This window comes from Myxococcus sp. AM010, from assembly GCF_013372585.1.
Classification (GTDB): Bacteria; Myxococcota; Myxococcia; order Myxococcales; family Myxococcaceae; genus Myxococcus; species Myxococcus vastator.
Window position 1 is genome coordinate 1 of sequence record NZ_JABXEO010000127.1, and the last position, 15,591, is coordinate 15,591.

Below are 15,591 nucleotides of genomic sequence, written 5' to 3' on the forward strand. Positions count from 1 at the left end.
CATGGACGGAGGGGGCGGAGGGGGCGGCGGCAAGCTGGAGCAGCCGCGCTACGTGGACGGCTGGCGCGCTGGCAAGCCCGCGGAGGACCCGGAGAAGATGAAGCGCTGGGGGCTGGTCACCGCGCGGCCCAGTGAGTTCCTGGTCCACATGCGGCGCGGCCGGGTGCGCGAGGTCAGCGGCCAGGGCGCCAGCTGCTTCAAGCTGCCGGGGGACTCGGTGGCCATCGTCCCCACCAGCATCCAGCGGCTCCAGTTCACCGCGGACCAGGTGACGCACGAGAAGGTGGGCGTGCAGGTGACGGGGCTGGCGGTGTACCGGATTTCGGACCCGCTGGTGGCCTTCCGCATGCTCAACTTCTCCTTCCCGGAGCGCGCGCAGGAGAAGCTGGCGGAGCTGCTGCGGGAGATGTTCGTCGGCGCCGCGCGGCGGCTGGTGGCGAACATGTCCGTGGAGGAGTGCCTCTCCAAGCGCAAGGAGGGCATCGCCGCGGAGCTGGTGCGCGAAATCGCGCCGGTGCTGTCGGGCCGGGGCCGCCTGGAGGACCAGACGGACGCGGGCTGGGGCGTCCTCCTGGACACGATCGAAATCCAGGACGTGCGCGTCCTGTCCTCCACCGTCTTCGCCAACATGCAGGCGCGCTTCCGCCATGAGCAGGAGCGGCAGGCGCGCGAGGCGGAGCTGGCCAAGGAGCGCTTCGTCCACCGCGAGGAGACGGAGGCCGAGCGGCAGCTGAGCCTCCAGCGGCTGGCGGCCGAGGAGGAGGTGCGCCAGAAGAAGCAGACGGCGGAGGAGCAGGCCCGGTTGGAGGCGCTGGCGGTGGAGGCGCGCGTGGCCGAGGCGAAGCTCGGCCAGGAGCGCACGCTGAAGCAGGAGCAGGCCACCGTGGAGCGCGAGGTGGCGCTGGCGAAGATGGCCGCCGAGCAGGAGGTGCGCCAGAAGAAGCAGGTGGCCGACGAGCAGGCGAAGCTGGACGCGCTGTCCGCCGAGTCCCGTCTGGCCGACGCGAAGATCGTCTCCGAGCGGGCGCTGGCCGTCAGCCGCGCGCAGGTGGAGATGGAGAAGCTCCAGCGCGAACAGGACGCGGAGGTCGCGCGTCAGCGCGTGGCCCTGGAGAAGCTCAAGCGCGAGCAGGACACGGAGGCCGGGCGCGCGAAGCTGGAGCTGGAGAAGCTGAAGCTGGCGCAGGAGTCCGAGGCCGCGCAGGCGAAAATCGAGCTGGTGCGGCTCCAGCGCGCGCAGGAGGCGGAGAACGCCAAGGCGCAGATGGAGCTGGCGCGGCAGCAGCGTGAGCAGGAGCTGGAGCTGTCACGCCAGCGGCACGAGCAGGAGGTGGAGCTGGCGAAGCTGCGCCGCGAACAGGAGGAGGCCGGCGCCAAGGCCCAGCTGGAGCTGGAGCGCCTGCGCCGCGAGCACGAGCAGGCCACCGCGTGGCACGAGGTGCAGATGGCCGCGCACCAGCAGGAGGCCGAGCGGCTCCACGCGGAGCTCCAGGTGGTGCAGGCCCGGCGGTCCATCGTGGAGACGGAGGTCGTCATCGCCGAGCTGAGCGTGCGCAAGGACCAGGCGCAGCAGGAGCTGGAGCTGGGCAAGGCGCGCGCGCTGCGCGACATCGAGAACAGCGTCAGCGCGGAGGTCATCCAGATGACCCTGGCGCAGCAGCTCCCCCAGGTGGCCGCGGCCTTCCAGCAGAAGATGGGCGAGGTGCACGTCACCGCGGTGGATGGGGCCAACCCGTTTGGTTACATCGCCGCGGCGGTGGAGGGCGTCATGGGACTGGCGCGCTCCGCTGGACTGAAGACGCCTGCTTCCCCGCTTGCTCCGCCTGCGCAGTAGCCCGGGGCCCCGGGCCTGCGTATACAAGGGGGCCTGGGACCACGGAGTCACGCACGCATGGATGCGAAGAAGCTCGGAGTGATGGCGGTGCTGGCCGGGGTGGCGGTGGCCGTGGTGCCATGGCTGCTGCCCACGGGCCCCAACGCCAACCTGGATGCGGCCCGGTTCCTCGAATCCGGCAGCCTCGCGGTGGGCGCGGCGGTGGTGTTCGCGGGTGGGTTGCTCACCGCGCTGACGCCGTGTGTCTATCCGCTCATCCCCATCACCGTGTCCGTCTTCGGCGCGCGTAAGGCGGAGGGCCGGGGCCGCGCGCTGCTCCTGACGTCCTCCTACATCGTGGGCATGGGCGTGGTGTTCAGCGCGCTGGGTGTGCTGGCGGCGAAGACGGGCCAGGCGTTCGGGTCGATGCTGGGGCACCCGGCGGTGGTGACGGGCCTGGCGGTGTTCCTGCTGCTGCTGGCCACGTCCATGTTCGGCGCGTTCGAGCTGGCGCTGCCGTCGTCGTTCCAGACGAAGCTCAACGCCGTGGGTGGCGCGGGCGTGGCGGGCGCGTTCCTGATGGGCAGCGTGTCCGGCTTCCTGGCGGCGCCGTGCACCGGCCCGGTGCTGACGGGCCTGCTGGCCTTCGTGGCGAAGTCGGCGAACACCACGCTGGGTGCGTCGCTGCTGTTCGTCTACGCGCTGGGCATCGGCGTGCCGTTCTTCCTCATCGGCGTCTTCACCGTGCGGCTGCCGCGCGGCGGCGTGTGGATGGAGTGGGTGAAGAGCGTCTTGGGCATCATGCTGGTGGCCCTGGCCTTCAGCTACCTCAAGGACGCCTTCCCCTGGGCGCGGGACGTGGTGAAGGGGCTGGGCCTCCTGGTGGGCCGGGTTCCGGGGGCCGTCATCGCCGCGCTGCTGGTGGCGGTGGGCGTGGTCCTGGGCGCGGTGCATCGCTCGTTCAAGGAAGGCGCGCGGGAGTTCTCGTTCAAGGCGCTGGGCGTGGCGCTCGTCGTCGCGGCGCTGGTGCTGCGTGGCGGCGCGCTGGACGCGGGGCCGGTGGGCACGCTGTGGGTGGAGCTGGGCCTCACCGAGCCGCCGCGTGCTCCGTCCTGGCAGTGGCACCACGTCATGCCGGCGAAGCAGGCCACCTTCTCCCCAGAGGCCTTCGACCAGGTGCTCGCGCAGGCGAAGGCGGAGGGCCGGCCGGTGCTCATCGACTTCTTCGCGGACTGGTGTGCGGCCTGCAAGGAGCTGGACCGCGACACCTACCCCGCGCAGGAGGTCATCTCCCAGTCCGACGCGGGGCGCTTCCTCAACATCAAGATTGACGCGACGAACAGCGAGGACTCGCTGGACGCGCTGCTGGACCGCTTCGGCGTGGAGGGCCTGCCCACCGTGGCGTTCATCTCGCAGGAGGGCAAGGTGCTCACCCAGCCCCGCGTCACCGGCTTCCTGGCGCCCAGCCCCTTCGCCACGGAGATGAAGAAGGCGCGCTGCACGGACGCCAACGCCTGCTGATTCGATGGGCGCCGCGTGGCTACGGCGCGGCCTCCGGAAGGAAGCGGGCTCGCAGCTCGGGCGTGGGGATGCGGCACTGTGCCTCTCGTCCGAACCAGCGGTAGCGGTTGCGCGCGATGACTCGGTAGACGAGGTCGCGCAGCGGCCGGGGCACCACGATGAAGGCGTAGAGCCACCGCCACGGCCCCTGCAGCATCCGCGCGACGCGGAGCGCGGCCGTGGACCGCTCGTACAGCTTGCCGTCCTGCAGGAGGACGAAGCTGTCCGGCTCCTCCTTGGGCACGACGCCGTGCGGCGCGAGCAGCGCGGCGGCCCGCTGGGACTGCAGCGCCGTGAAGCGGATGCGCGCGTCCGGGTCCCGGTCGATGATGAAGAGGACCGTGCCGTTGCACAGGTTGCACACGCCGTCGAAGAGGACCACGGTGTCCGAGGGCTGGGCGCGGGTCATGATGCGGCAAGTCTAACAGCCCGCGCCGTCGGGCGACGCCGAAGCGGCGGGGAGCTCCGGACAAGTGTCCCCGCGGCAGCGCCCCTTGCTTCCTTCCCTGGCGCCACCCTTGCAGAATGTTCGGACATGCCCACGCCCGCCATCGCTCCCCGCCTCCTGGAGTTATCCGCGCCCGCCCTGCTGTGGAGGCGGAGCAAGCAGTGGATGCTCCAGGCGAACCGCCTGGCGCGGTGGACCGCGACCCCCGAGCGCTGGCCGCGCCCGCTCCTGGCGTCCATGCATGAGAAGGGCGTGCTCCTCGGCTCGCACACGGTGAATCTGCTGCGCGCGGACGAGGACGCGGACCCCGTGCTCGAAGCGGGCAAGCAGCACAACGTGCGGCTGGCGGCGCCGGCCTTCGATGGCCTCCTCGTCGCTCCGGACAGGCCCCTCTCCTTCTGGCGTACGCTGGGCCGGCTGACGGAGCGCAACGGCTACCGGCATGGGCTGGCGCTGAGCGGCGGCTGTCTCACCCCGTCCATCGGAGGGGGCATCTGTCTGCTGGCCAATGCGCTCTTCGAGTTCGCCGCCCGTCAGGGCTGGCACATCCTGGAGCGCTGGGGGCACACGATGGAGGCGGTGCCTCCGCCACCGGGCGCGCTGTGGGGAATGGATGCCACGGTGGCCTGGCCCTATGTGGACCTGGTGATGGCGCCGCGTGAGGGCCCGGTGCGGCTCGGAGCCCGCGTCGCGGACGGGAAGCTGCGGCTCTCCATCCACGGGGCGCACGCCCCCCGGACGCGCTCACTGCTGTGGTCCGAGGACGAGTCCCTTCTCGAACTCCCCGAGGGAACCCTGCGCATCAACCGCGTCGTGCGCCGAGTTGAAGACACCGGCTCTGGCGCCGTGCTCGAGGAGCGCACCATCGCCGAGAACCGGCGACGCCTGCTGAACCCCGAGGCGCGGAAGCGGACGTGCCTGACGTGCGGGGAGACCGCATGCCACGCTCGCGTCGAGGTCCCGCGGTCAGAGGCCAGGGCGCCATGAACCTGGTGCTCGCACCGGAGCCCGCCCCGTGGCTCTCACAGCTCGCATCGTTGCTCCCGCGCGAAGCGGAGGTGCTGGCCCCCTGGGCGCTGCCGAGACTGCCCGCCTGGGGCCCCGTTCCCACCCGCCTGCGCCACGCCTGGACTCGCCGGACGCTGCCGGTGCCCGATGGCTTCCGCGTCTGGGGCCTGCCGGGCTGGGCGGCCGTGGAGGCGGGGATGCGCGTCGCGGTGCGCTCGACGGCGGCGACCTTCCAGGCCCGCTTCACCCTGCGCAAGCGGTGGGCGCAGGCGGCCTCGGCGCTGCTCCCGGCGTCGGTGGAGACGGTGCTCGCGCCAGCGCTCTGTGCCCGGGAGGTCTTCGCGGTGGCCCGCCGCCAGGGCGCGCGCTGCGTGTTGGTGGAGGACCTGCCCTCCTTGAGGGAGCTGCACGCGGACCTGGACGCCGCCGCCGCGCGGCACCCGGAGGAGGCCTTCCTGCGCAACCACCGCGCCTCCGCGGAGGACGTCGCGCGGCAGGAGGCGGAGCGAGTCCTCGCGGATGAAATCTGGGTGCGAGGCGCGCTCGCCTTGGAGCGGCTGCGGCTGGCCGGACATGCTCCGGAGAAGCTCCGCGGGCTGCACTTTCCAACGGACCGCGAACCGCCCCAGGCGCCCCGGCTGCCTCAGCACCACGGCCCGCATGTGGCCCTCCTCGCCGGGCCCGCCCTGGCGCGCGGCGGCCTGCGAGAAGCCTTGGCGGTGCTCGACGAGCGACCTCAGTGGAACCTCTGGGTGCGCCCCGCCGAGGGCACGGATTCGCGACATCTGAATCACCCGCGAGTGCGGAAGGTGACGGCGCAGGTGCAGCGCACGCTTGAGCACGTGGACGTGGTGCTCGCGCCAGCGTGGTGTGAGAGCCACCTGAGCGAGCTGGCGCGGGCGCGGGAGCAAGGCCTCCCTGTCATCGCCACGGACCGCGCCGCGGGCTTCTGGCCCTGCCGGACGGTTCCTCGCGGCGATGTGCCCGCCCTCATCTCGGAACTGGACGCGCTGACCGCGCGCTGAAGCCCGCGCCTGTCGGCACCAACCCCGTCCTGAGCGGACGGCTCGTGCGCACCGCGAGGCGGCCGGCGGGGGTGGTCGCTCGGTGCACGCCGGGCGCGCTACGTGTTCCGTCCCCGGCTCGCGAGGACTCGGTCAATCATCTGCTCGTGCAGCGCATAGAGCGGCTGGGCGACGTGTTCGCCCTCCAGGTATGCGAGCGCACCGGCGATGGCCTCCAGCGTGGACATGCCATCCGGGTGGGGCGGGCGCCTCAGTCGCCGTGAGTCCGGAGCGGGCGGAGGCAGCTTCAAGCCGGGGAGCCGCCGCAGGGCGGGGACTCGCTGCACCATGCGGCGTGCCTGCCCCCAGCTCCCATCCAGGATGATGAGCCTGCTGGGAAAGGCCGCACCGGGCTCGGGCTCCTGGTGCGCGTCTGGGAACAGCAGCCACGTGTCGTCGCCCTCCAGCACGGAGGCGTCGAAGGGCACCCCCGGCGAGCCATAGGAGACGATGCTGCACCGGGGAATGGCGAGCGCCGCCATGCGCGCCGTGTTGGTCGACTTGAGCGTCTCCTTGTGGTGCCGGACGATGAGCAGCTCGGTGCGCGTGGAGACACACGGCACCTCGGCGCACAGGCACAGGGCAACGGGGAGGAAGCAGCGCGGGCAGCGGCCCGCGAGGTCCTCGGGCGTTCGAGACCTCATTTGCCCTGGCGGTAGCGCTCCATGAGGGTCCGGGCCTCGCGCAGCTTCTCGTCGACGAAGCGGTCATCCGCGTCCGGCTCATACTCCGCGTCGGGCAGGTCGAGGTGAAAGAGGGCGGAGAGGCTGACGGGCGTCACTTCCAACCATTCGGCGGTGCGGTTGAGCGCGGCCTGTCGGCGGCCCGCGAACGTCTCCGGCCCATCCTCGGGGCCGCAGCGGCAGATGCGCGCCGAGTCACCGGACACGTCGACGTAGAGCCCCAGCACCTCCGCGTCCAGCTCCGCGGCCAGCGCGCACGTGGCCTCGCTGACGTAGGCGGCCATGGCCTGCGCCGCGGAGCGCTCCGTCAGCGAGCGGACGAGGAACACCTGCCAGCCGGCCTCCGTGATCGCGCCCGCCTCCTGGAGCGGCGCCAGCTCCGCGGGCGGCGCGTGGATACGCGAGAGCAGCCGTCGCACGGGCACTTCCAGCCGCTCGAGCCGGGCGCTCGAAGCGGGACAGAAGAAGACGACGCGGTACTCACGGCTGTCGGCTGCGGTTTCCATAGGCATACGGCGTCGCCAGGAACGGAGGGGAGAGTGTGTGCGGGGGCCCAAGAGGACCAAAGGACTCCCCACGCATGCAAGCGGTGATTTGGAACCCGCATTCAGCGTGCCGCGGCGCGCAGCGGCACTGCCTGGACGGTGGCGCGTCGCTCGGCCGCCACCCATGCGCCCGCCACCAGCACCAGCAGCCCGCCGCCCAGCGCGACGGGCGTCAGCCTCTCCGAGAAAAAGGCCCAGCCCACCAACGTCGCGGTGAGCGGCTCCAGGTATGTGAGCGCCGCCGTGGCCGCGGTCGGAATACGTCGCAGACCGGTGTGGAAGAGGATGTTTCCAATGAGGCCGCAAACGACGCCACCCACGAGCACGAGGAGCGTGCCTCCATCCACCGTGGGTGGCAGTGCCTGGCCTCCGAAACAGAGCAGCAGCACGCCCGCGGAGATGGGCGCATGCAGGGAGGTCACGGCCATGGGTGAATAGGCCCGCGCCGCCTGCTTCGCGGCCAGGACGATGATGGCGTAGAAGCAGGCACTGCCCGCGCCCAGCAACGCCGTCAGCCCGGAGAAGCCGCCGTCGGGCCGGCCAATGAGCAGGGCCAGGCCCACCAGCGTCACGGGGCCTCCAATCAGGGCCCGGGTGGAGCGCTCCTCGCCCAGCACCCAGGGGGCCAGCAGCGCCAACAGCAAGGGTGCCAGGTAGTGCGTCAGCACGGCGATGGACACCGGCCCTCGCTCCATGGCGGCGAAGAAGAGGGCCGTGTTCGCCGCGTCCGCCAGCGCCACGATGAGCAGCGCCAGGGTGGCCCGGCGGTCGCGCAGGGCGTCGCGCTGGAACAGGAAGGGCGCCGGGAGCGACATGGCCAGGAGCACGAGGAAGGCGTTCTGCGGCCCAGCGAGCCCCGCTGGACGGAAGAAGAGCGCCCAGCACCCCCAGAGGGTGGCCCCGGCCGCGACCATGGCGAAGTACCGCACCGTGTGACTCCTGGTGACTCCGGCGCGCACTCCGGCTCCGGCGGGCGCGCAGCCTACCTCAGCCTGGGGCTCGCGCACCGTCCGCGCGCTGGGCCTCGGCCTGGGCTCGCAGGCCCTCCATGTCGGGCGTGAAGGGGCGGCCGGGGACGAGGCGGGCTCGGCGGATGCGGTCCATGCGGAACATGCGCGCCGCGGCCTTCTCCACGTCCCGGGCCAGCACGTACCAGACGGGCGATTCGACCAGCAACCCGTGTGGCTCCACGACGCGGCGGGTCGCCTTGCCGTGCCGGTCGCGGTACTCGAAGGACAGGCAGACCTGCTCGCGGAAGGCCCGCTCGAAGACGGCGAGCAGCTCCTCGGGCGGTGTTCCGGCGCCCGCCAGCACGCGGGCGCTCGCCGGCCGTCCCACCACCACGCGGCGGCAGAGCTCACGCATGCCCCGGGCCCGCTCCTTGGGGACGCTGGCGAAGAGCTTCTGGAGCCCCGAGCGCGCCGCGCTTCCCCAAGGCAACGTGCTGCCCGTAGCGGACAGGTTGGCGGCCAGCCAGAGCGCCACCACCTCCTCCTGCGACAGGTGGACGGCCGCCACGCCCCGGTCCCGCTCCAGCCGGACGCCGCCCCCAGGGCCTGTGTCACTGCTCAGGGGAATGCCCTGTTCCCGCAGCGTCGCCAAATCCCGGTGGACGGTGCGCGCGCTCACGTCGAGCGCCTCGGATATCTCCGCCACCGTCGTCCCATCCCGTCCCCTCAAGAAGTCCAGCAGCCGCATCACCCGGTCGACTCGTGCCATTACTGACAGTTTCTGTCAGGGATGGGCCGTACTCCACAAGCATCAGGTCGCGCATGACCGCGCGCTTCGAGGTTAGAGGAGAACTTCATGATGGGTGCCAAGGGAATGTTGAATGTCGACGATGGGGGCGTGGGTGGACTGCCGGTGGTGTTCGTCCATTCGAGTGCCGGCAACACCACGCACTGGGCCGCGCAGCTGTCGCACCTGCGGGAGCGCCGGCGTGCCGTGGCGCTGGACCTGCGTGGCCACGGAAAGTCCGAGCTGCCACGGGACGGCGGCTTCACCGTGGAGGACTTCGCGCGGGACGTGGGGACGGTGGTGGAGGGGCTGGGGATTCAGCGCTTCGTGCTGGTGGGGCACAGCCTGGGCGGGGCCGTCTGCGTGGCCTACGCGGGGGCGCATCCGGACCGCGTCGCGGGGCTGTTCCTCCTCGACCCGGCCTCGGACGGACGTGCGATGCCAGCGGAGCAGGTCCAGGGCTTGATGGCGCTGCTGGCGACCGAGGCCTGGAGCGCGGTGGTGCAGGAGGCGTGGGCGCCCATGCTGGCGCCGTCCCGGCCGGAGGTGCGCGAGCGGGTGTTGTCCGAGCTGCGCGCCACGTCCCAAGAGGGCGTCCGGGGCGGACTGGGAGCCCTGCTGGACTTCGACCCCGTGACGCCGCTGCGGCGCTACTCGGGGCCGCGTCTGTCGGTGGTGACGGCCTTCAACGAGGCGCCGGGCTCGTATCACCACCTGGTGCCGGAGCTGCCGCACGCGAAGGTGGAGGGCACGGGACACTGGGTGCAGCTCGACGCGCCGGATGAGGTGAACCGGCTGCTGGACGGCTTCCTGGCCACGGTGCGCTGAGCAGGTGCTCGCGGAGCGTAATCTGTCACAGTACGGGCATGGGGCCCTTGTTCGCCTACAGCCTCGTGCCTGTCCTCTCCGTGTCGCTGCTGCTGTTCTTCACGGCCGCGCTCCGGGGGCACAACGCACGAGGCCTGGCGCTCTACTGTCTGGCGACCGCGGGGTGGACGGGCGCGCTGCTGCTTCTCTGCATCCCGTCCATGGCGTGGGTGGGGGAGCGCTTCGTGGCGGGTGGGGCCTTCATCGCGGCGGCGTACCTGCACTCCGCCTATGACGTGACCCGGCAGCGCTCCTACCGGTTGGTGGTGCTCGCGTACTGCGTGGCGGTGGTGGTGACGGGCATTGGCGCGTTCCTCCCCAGCGTCCTGCACGGGCCGCTGGCGATGGGACGAGGCCCCCTGTTCTGGCCCGCCATGGTGCTCGCCGTAGCGGCGGCGAGCGTGCCGCTGGTGCAGTTGTCGCGCGCGTATCGCGGCGAAGCGCCCGAGCGGCGGCCCATCCTCCTCGGCCTGGGCATCGCCGGGCTGCTCGCGTACCTGGGCAGTATCGGCAACGCCTTGTTGTTGTCGGGCGGGTACGCGTTGCCGTTCGGCATGTACCTGGTGCTGGCGGCGCTGCTGGTGCTGGTGCACGTCATCAATGCCCATCAACCAGCCGCGGACCGGCGGTTGCTCGAACGCAGCCTCGTCTACTCCGCGGTGGCGGCGGTGTTGTCCGCGGGCTTCCTCTTTGGCGTGCTGACGCTGCTGTCGGGCAGCGGCCAGCCGTTCCTCACCGAGTACCGCGTAGGCGCCTTCTTCCTCCTGGCCCTGGCCGCGCTCGCGTTCGAGCCCGTGAGGCAGGCGCTGCAGGCCTGGCTGGGGCGCCGGCTCCTCAAGGGCCGGGCCTCCAGTGACGACCTGGCCGCCGCGCTCGCGCGCGAGGAGGCACGCGCGGACCACTCCGCGCGGCTGGCGGAGCTGGGCCAGTTCACGTCCGCGGTGGCCCACGAGGTCCGCAATCCGCTGGGCGTGCTCGCCGCGCACCTCAAACTGCTGGAGCGAAGGGGCGGGGACCCGGACACGGTGGCCGCCATGCGGGAGCAGATCGACCGCGCCAGTCACTTCGTCGACGAGCTGCTGCGCTACGGCCGCCCGCGCCCGCTGGACCTGCGCCGCGTGGATGTCTCCGCCACCGTCGCGCTGGCGTACTCCACCGCGCGGCAGGGACTGGGCTCGCTCGCGCCCGAGGTCTCCTTCGAGTCCGAGCAGGACGCCTCGCTCACGGTGGAGGCTGACCAGTCCCAGCTCTCACAGGTGATGGTCATCCTGTTGGAGAACGCCCTGCTCGCCCTGGGAGACGTGCCCGCACCGCGCCTGAGGACGTCCATCGAGCAGACGAACGGCCGGTTGCTCGTCCGGGTGGAGGACAGCGGGCCAGGCATACCGCCGGAGCTGCTGCGCCGACTCTTCCAGCCCTTCGTGACGGGTCGCAAGCGCGAGGGACCTCGGCCAGGGACGGGGTTGGGGCTGGCCATCGCGCGAGGCATCGCCGAACGGCATGGCGGACGTTTGAGCGCGGGACGCTCGGAGGCCCTGGGGGGCGCGGCGCTGACGTTGGAATTGCCCATGGCGCAGCCCGCGTCGATTTCCGCCGCGCTGGCCTGACGCTCGCGCATCCCTGACCCGCGGGGCGGCAGGGCTGTCCGTGAGCGAGCGCAACTTGCTGCGATTAAGTTTGCTTCACGACGGCCTTCCAAGGATTGCCCCGGACTCCGTTTCGAGAGGCGTGGAAGGAGGCCGAGTCGATGAGCGGCCAATGCATTGCCACAGTCATTCGGATTCCTGTGGCCTACAGTACGGATGTGCATCCCGAAGGGTTCGAGGAGTTCGCTCATCGTGTCAGGCCCATGCTGTTGGCCCTGGCGAGACGGTTGTGCGGTCAGGGAGGCATTGATCCGGAAGACCTGGTGCAGGAGGCGCTCACGCGCGGACTGCTGCATCACGGGGCACTCGCCGCGCAGCCGGAGCCCGTCTACAGGGCGTGGCTGTGTCGGGCGATGACCAATCATTTCCTCGACCAGTGCCGCAAGCGGCGCTCGGAGCTGCTGGAGCAGGACCGTCCAGAGCTGCGGCTGGTGCGCGAGGGCGTGGCGGCCCCCGAGCCGGAGGCCAGGGAGGCCTGGGAGCACATCTCGGAGAAGGACTTCCAGGCGGCCATTGCCCAGCTGCCAAATCCCCGGGTGCGAGAGGCGTATACGCTGCATGCCTCGGGGATGCGCTACCGCGCCATCGCCCTGCGCATGGGCGTCCCCGAAGGCACCGTGGGGAGCTGGCTCTATCAGGCACGCAAGGAATTGAAGGCGCTGCTGCTGCCGCTCACGGGGAGTGACGGGGGAGGCAGCGCGTGATGGGGACGCTCTGTAACAGGTTGTCCCTCTTCCTCGATGGCGAGCTGCCGCCCGTGGACGAGGAGAACTTCCGGCATCACCTCGCCCGCTGTGATCCCTGCGCGTCGGGTCTGCATGAGGCCATGCAACTGGAGCTGCTGGGCTTCCATGTGATGGGAGACCCGCGGGCACTGGCGCAGGAGGATGGTGCCGAGCCCTGGATGGGAACCGAGGTCCCCAAGGCACGTGACCCGGCGGTCGTGCCGGGGCGCCCTCACTGGCGATGGGCCCCGTTCGCGATAGGCGCCGTGGCGGCGGCCATCGTCCTGGTCCTCGGCGTCAAGAGCGCCGACGTGCGGGGTTCCCAGCAGGAGGTCTGGCTCGAGCGGACGTCGTCGCGGCTCATCGAGGCGAGGGTGGCCTATGCCCGCGCGGATGGACACCGGCCCTACGTTCCCCTGCGCGCGGGTGTGGGTGGCCCTCCGAGCGGGGCGGGCGTGGCGTTGCCGCTGCGGGCGCTGGCGGACTTGGAAGACCAGGGGGACCTGCACGGCATCGCCGCCGCGTACCTGGTCCGCAAGGACCTGCGGCAGGCCTCCGACTTCCTCCACCGGATGGCGCCGTCGCCAGACCGGGACAGCGACCTGGCCATCGTCGCGTTGGAACAGGGGCATCCGGAAGAGGCGCTGGCGCTGCTGGACGGGGTGTTGCGACAGGCGCCCGAGCACGCCCAGGCGCAGTGGAACCGGGCGCTGGTGCTGCGGGAGATGGGGCTGACGCTGCTGGCCGCGGAGGCGTTCGACGCGGTGGTGGAGCGCGGGGAGCCGGGCTGGAGCGAAGAGGCGCGGATCCGCGCGCGAGCGCTCCGGCAGCAGACGCAGGCGCGGGGCCGGGCCTGGAAGGGGGCTCGCGCGGCGGTGCGGGACCTGATGGTGGACGCGCAGGCGCGGCTGCCGCTGGAGGAGGCGAAGCGCTTTCCTGGCATCGTCCGGCTGGCGTTCTACGACGCGGTGCGGGCCGCGCAGTCACGGGAGTGGGTCCTGCGACTGATGCCGCTGGCGGACGTGTTGGACGGCGTCCAGGGCGGCGAGGTGCTTCGCGGCTACGTGCGGCGTGTGGCGGAGCGGGACTTCAACCGCCGCGCGCCCCTGGCGGCGGACTACGCGAAGCTCGTGCGGGGCGAGCTGTCCTCACCGGCGCGCTTCCTGGAGACGCTGCGGCGCTCGGGCGAGGATGACCTGTACCTGGGCGGGCTCATCAATCAGACGGCGGGCGCGCGCCACCTGGAGGACTTCACGCGGCTGGCCCGTGAGGCCAAGGACCCCTGGTTGTCGCTGCTGGCCGAGCGCGAGCTGTCGGGCGCAGAGGAGCGCGCGGGTGAATGGTGGAAGGCGGAGGCGCGGCTCCGCGCGGCCGTGGGGGCCTGTCAAGGCAAGGGGCTGTCCTACCGCTGCGCCACGCTGAAGAAGCGGCTGTCGGACCTCTATCTCGCGCTCAACCGTCCGGCGGAGGCCTTCGAGCAGGCTTGGAGCGGCTGGCTGGCATCCCGGGAACTGGAGGAATGGGAGCTGGAGCAGCAGTTCCTCCAGGAGCTGGCGCACATCGCTCGCTACCGGTTGGACGTCACCAGCGCGCGCGCCTACCTGCGCGAGTCCCTGGCGCGAACGCCCGAGGCTTGCGAGCAGCGCACCTACGTGCACCGCAACCTGGCCTACCTGTCGTGGCTGGAGTTCGACGCGCACGAGGCGCGAAGCGAGCTGGAGCTGGCGCAGGAGTGTGGCCGGCCGCTGGGGCTGCCCGGCGCGCTGTTGCTGTCGTACCTGTCGCGCTTCGGCGCGGACCGTCAGGACGCGGACCTGTTGCGCCGCACCCTGGCCGAGCTGCACCGGGCGCAGCCTTCACCGGGCAAGCTCGCGCAGATGCGCTTCGCCGAGGGGCAGTTCGTCCTGGAGCGAGACCGCGCCGCCGGGCTGGAGTTGCTGCGCGGCGCCATCCAACAGGCGGAGTCCCTTCCCAACGACGTGGACGCGCGCAAGACGCGCATGGGGGCCTACAACGTCCTGGCGCACGAAGCGGGCCGCACGGACGCTCCAGAGGAGGCCCTGGCGCTCATGGGCGCCGCGCTCCAGGTGGAGGTCCCCGGGCGGTGTGTGCTGGGCGTCGCCGTGGACTACGAGCGCTCGGTGGTGGCGCTGCGCGGCGCCACGGGCGAACTGCAGGGGCACTTCGACGCCAGCCGCGCGGAGCCCCTGGGACGGGACGCGTCCGGGCTGGTGCCTCCATCGCTCCAGGCCGCACTGCGGGGCTGCGAGCGGGTGGACGTGCTCGCGCTGCCGCCGGTGCATGGCCTGCGGGGACTGCTGCCCGCGGACCTCGCCTGGAGCTACCGCGTGGGGCGGCCCGGAGGCGCGGCTCCCGTGCCGGCGCCTGGCCGCGGGCCGCACCTGGTGGTCAACGGGGTGGAGGCGCCCGCGTCGCTGGGCCTCCCGCGGTTGCTTCCACTGGCGTCGCCGCACGCGCCGGACCCGCGGCGAATCGAGCTGTCGGGCGTGCAGGCCACGCCGACGCGGGTGCTGGCGGCCATGGCGCGGGCCAGCGAGGTGGAAATCCACGCGCACGGCGCCTTCAGCCCCGAGATGTCGGACGCCTCGCTGGTGGTGCTGGCGCCTGAAGCAGACGGCCAATATGCGCTGTCCGCCCCCCAGGTCCGCGCGCTGAAGCTGGAGCACGCGCCGCTCGTGCTCCTGGCCACGTGTAGCGCGGCCCGGGCCACGCCCTTCCTTCATGAGTCCTTCAGCCTGCCGGTGGCCTTCATCGAAGCCGGCGCGGCCACGGTGCTGGCCTCCACGGCGGAAATCCCCGACTCGGCGGGGCGCTTCTTCGAAGCGGTTCGCGAGCGCATCCGGAGCGGCGCGCCAGCGGCCCTCGCGCTCCGTGACGAGCGGCGCACGTGGCTGGCGGCCCACCCCTCCGCGGACTGGGTCCACGGCATCCTCCTCTTCGAATGACGGCCAAGGAATCCGACTCGGGGCGTAGTACCGGGGCGGAGGCGGGGGCGTCGGCATGCCGCTGGACCCCGCCGGTGCCGCGCAGAGGGGGATGCGATGGTGAAGAAGCTCTCGAAGAAGTCGAAGCGCGCTGGGGCGGTGGTGAGCATCAACCCGCATGACCCACCGCCGGAGCCCACCCCGGGCCTGACGGCGCACCCGCCGTTCTCGGCGAGGATGTCCGTCGTTCCGTCCGTGAAGACGGCGTCTCACCCGGACGGCTCGGACAGCGCACGTCGTAAATAAGTGTCACTTTTCCGGATTGTCCTGAATCGCGCTGGCGATACAGGTTTCACGGGGCGCCTCCAGTCGGGGCGCCCCGGATTTTTTTGAACAGAATGCACAAGAAAATGGGCTGGGTCCGTATTTGAGATTGAGGGGGCGTTGGTCGCGAGCCCCCGAGAAGAGGGGGGAGCAGATGTTTCGTGGTGACGCGCGGAGCTTCTCCGGAGCATGTCCGGCCAGCCGCAGCCGCTCCAAGGCGAGCGCG

The 15,591-nt window shown here is 71.7% G+C and carries 15 protein-coding genes; 9 read left to right on the forward strand and 6 right to left on the reverse strand.

Going from position 1 to position 15,591, the window contains the following annotated elements; translation table 11 throughout:
• Nucleotide 1 precedes the first annotated feature (1 nt).
• The gene (locus HV826_RS34025) at nucleotides 2-1,834 is read left to right on the forward strand and encodes an SPFH domain-containing protein (RefSeq protein ID WP_176421193.1); all 1,833 of its coding nucleotides are present in this window, start codon (nucleotides 2-4) and stop codon (nucleotides 1,832-1,834) included.
• 57 nt (nucleotides 1,835-1,891) lie between these two features.
• A complete protein-coding gene (locus HV826_RS34030) occupies nucleotides 1,892-3,334 on the forward strand; it encodes a protein-disulfide reductase DsbD (protein WP_176421194.1) in 1,443 nt (480 codons plus the stop codon).
• A 19-nt stretch (nucleotides 3,335-3,353) separates the two neighbouring features.
• On the opposite strand, the gene HV826_RS34035 is transcribed toward HV826_RS34030, so the two are convergent.
• Nucleotides 3,354-3,782 carry a thiol-disulfide oxidoreductase DCC family protein gene (locus HV826_RS34035; protein ID WP_176421195.1) on the reverse strand — a complete coding sequence of 143 codons (429 nt, stop codon included), beginning with the start codon at nucleotides 3,780-3,782 and terminating at the stop codon, nucleotides 3,354-3,356.
• Nucleotides 3,783-3,908: 126 nt separating this feature from the next.
• On the opposite strand from HV826_RS34035, the gene HV826_RS34040 reads away from it, so the two are divergent.
• Both HV826_RS34040 and HV826_RS37930 read left to right on the forward strand, forming a co-directional pair.
• Nucleotides 3,909-4,808, forward strand: coding sequence for a VanW family protein (locus HV826_RS34040; RefSeq protein ID WP_255208477.1), 900 nt, complete (start codon nucleotides 3,909-3,911; stop codon nucleotides 4,806-4,808).
• Nucleotides 4,805-5,854 (forward strand): hypothetical protein, encoded by a 1,050-nt coding sequence (locus HV826_RS37930; protein WP_176421196.1) that lies wholly within the window; start codon nucleotides 4,805-4,807, stop codon nucleotides 5,852-5,854. The genes HV826_RS34040 and HV826_RS37930 overlap by 4 nt, the downstream gene beginning before the upstream one ends.
• A 98-nt stretch (nucleotides 5,855-5,952) precedes the next feature.
• On the opposite strand, the gene HV826_RS34050 is transcribed toward HV826_RS37930, so the two are convergent.
• The 4 genes from HV826_RS34050 to HV826_RS34065 form a co-directional block, all read right to left on the reverse strand.
• The gene (locus tag HV826_RS34050; RefSeq protein WP_176421197.1) at nucleotides 5,953-6,537 is read right to left on the reverse strand and encodes a tRNA-uridine aminocarboxypropyltransferase; all 585 of its coding nucleotides are present in this window, start codon (nucleotides 6,535-6,537) and stop codon (nucleotides 5,953-5,955) included.
• Complete coding sequence (locus HV826_RS34055) at nucleotides 6,534-7,082, reverse strand: hypothetical protein (RefSeq protein ID WP_176421206.1); 549 nt, start codon at nucleotides 7,080-7,082, stop codon at nucleotides 6,534-6,536. The genes HV826_RS34050 and HV826_RS34055 overlap by 4 nt, the downstream gene beginning before the upstream one ends.
• Before the next feature lie 101 nt (nucleotides 7,083-7,183).
• Nucleotides 7,184-8,050 (reverse strand): DMT family transporter, encoded by an 867-nt coding sequence (locus tag HV826_RS34060; protein ID WP_176421198.1) that lies wholly within the window; start codon nucleotides 8,048-8,050, stop codon nucleotides 7,184-7,186.
• 58 nt (nucleotides 8,051-8,108) lie between these two features.
• Nucleotides 8,109-8,840 carry a YafY family protein gene (locus HV826_RS34065; RefSeq protein WP_176421199.1) on the reverse strand — a complete coding sequence of 244 codons (732 nt, stop codon included), beginning with the start codon at nucleotides 8,838-8,840 and terminating at the stop codon, nucleotides 8,109-8,111.
• Between the two features lie 87 nt (nucleotides 8,841-8,927).
• On the opposite strand from HV826_RS34065, the gene HV826_RS34070 reads away from it, so the two are divergent.
• From HV826_RS34070 to HV826_RS34090, 5 genes are all read left to right on the forward strand, one after another.
• The gene (locus tag HV826_RS34070; RefSeq protein WP_176421200.1) at nucleotides 8,928-9,686 is read left to right on the forward strand and encodes an alpha/beta fold hydrolase; all 759 of its coding nucleotides are present in this window, start codon (nucleotides 8,928-8,930) and stop codon (nucleotides 9,684-9,686) included.
• Nucleotides 9,687-9,724: 38 nt separating this feature from the next.
• Complete coding sequence (locus HV826_RS34075) at nucleotides 9,725-11,332, forward strand: sensor histidine kinase (protein WP_176421201.1); 1,608 nt, start codon at nucleotides 9,725-9,727, stop codon at nucleotides 11,330-11,332.
• Between the two features lie 140 nt (nucleotides 11,333-11,472).
• Nucleotides 11,473-12,075: an RNA polymerase sigma factor gene (locus HV826_RS34080; RefSeq protein WP_176421202.1), complete on the forward strand. Its 603-nt coding sequence runs from the start codon at nucleotides 11,473-11,475 to the stop codon at nucleotides 12,073-12,075.
• A complete protein-coding gene (locus HV826_RS34085; protein ID WP_176421203.1) occupies nucleotides 12,072-15,062 on the forward strand; it encodes a CHAT domain-containing protein in 2,991 nt (996 codons plus the stop codon). The genes HV826_RS34080 and HV826_RS34085 overlap by 4 nt, the downstream gene beginning before the upstream one ends.
• A gap of 96 nt (nucleotides 15,063-15,158) precedes the next feature.
• Nucleotides 15,159-15,347 carry a hypothetical protein gene (locus HV826_RS34090; RefSeq protein WP_176421204.1) on the forward strand — a complete coding sequence of 63 codons (189 nt, stop codon included), beginning with the start codon at nucleotides 15,159-15,161 and terminating at the stop codon, nucleotides 15,345-15,347.
• A 3-nt stretch (nucleotides 15,348-15,350) separates the two neighbouring features.
• Here the strand turns inward: HV826_RS34090 and HV826_RS36760 are convergent.
• Nucleotides 15,351-15,591 (reverse strand): hypothetical protein (locus HV826_RS36760; RefSeq protein WP_217918892.1); only part of this gene is annotated, 241 nt, incomplete at its 5' end.

Excerpts from the sequence above, each read along its gene's own strand:
- HV826_RS34070 (WP_176421200.1), top strand. The coding sequence starts at position 8,928 with ATGATGGGTGCCAAGGGAATGTTGAATGTCGACGATGGGGGCGTGGGT.
- HV826_RS34090 (WP_176421204.1), top strand. The coding sequence starts at position 15,159 with ATGGTGAAGAAGCTCTCGAAGAAGTCGAAGCGCGCTGGGGCGGTGGTG.
- HV826_RS34030 (WP_176421194.1), top strand. The coding sequence starts at position 1,892 with ATGGATGCGAAGAAGCTCGGAGTGATGGCGGTGCTGGCCGGGGTGGCG.
- HV826_RS34065 (WP_176421199.1), bottom strand. The coding sequence starts at position 8,840 with ATGGCACGAGTCGACCGGGTGATGCGGCTGCTGGACTTCTTGAGGGGA.
- HV826_RS34080 (WP_176421202.1), top strand. The coding sequence starts at position 11,473 with ATGAGCGGCCAATGCATTGCCACAGTCATTCGGATTCCTGTGGCCTAC.
- HV826_RS37930 (WP_176421196.1), top strand. The coding sequence starts at position 4,805 with ATGAACCTGGTGCTCGCACCGGAGCCCGCCCCGTGGCTCTCACAGCTC.
- HV826_RS34040 (WP_255208477.1), top strand. The coding sequence starts at position 3,909 with ATGCCCACGCCCGCCATCGCTCCCCGCCTCCTGGAGTTATCCGCGCCC.
- HV826_RS34035 (WP_176421195.1), bottom strand. The coding sequence starts at position 3,782 with ATGACCCGCGCCCAGCCCTCGGACACCGTGGTCCTCTTCGACGGCGTG.
- HV826_RS34075 (WP_176421201.1), top strand. The coding sequence starts at position 9,725 with ATGGGGCCCTTGTTCGCCTACAGCCTCGTGCCTGTCCTCTCCGTGTCG.
- HV826_RS34050 (WP_176421197.1), bottom strand. The coding sequence starts at position 6,537 with ATGAGGTCTCGAACGCCCGAGGACCTCGCGGGCCGCTGCCCGCGCTGC.
- HV826_RS34055 (WP_176421206.1), bottom strand. The coding sequence starts at position 7,082 with ATGGAAACCGCAGCCGACAGCCGTGAGTACCGCGTCGTCTTCTTCTGT.
- HV826_RS34025 (WP_176421193.1), top strand. The coding sequence starts at position 2 with ATGGACGGAGGGGGCGGAGGGGGCGGCGGCAAGCTGGAGCAGCCGCGC.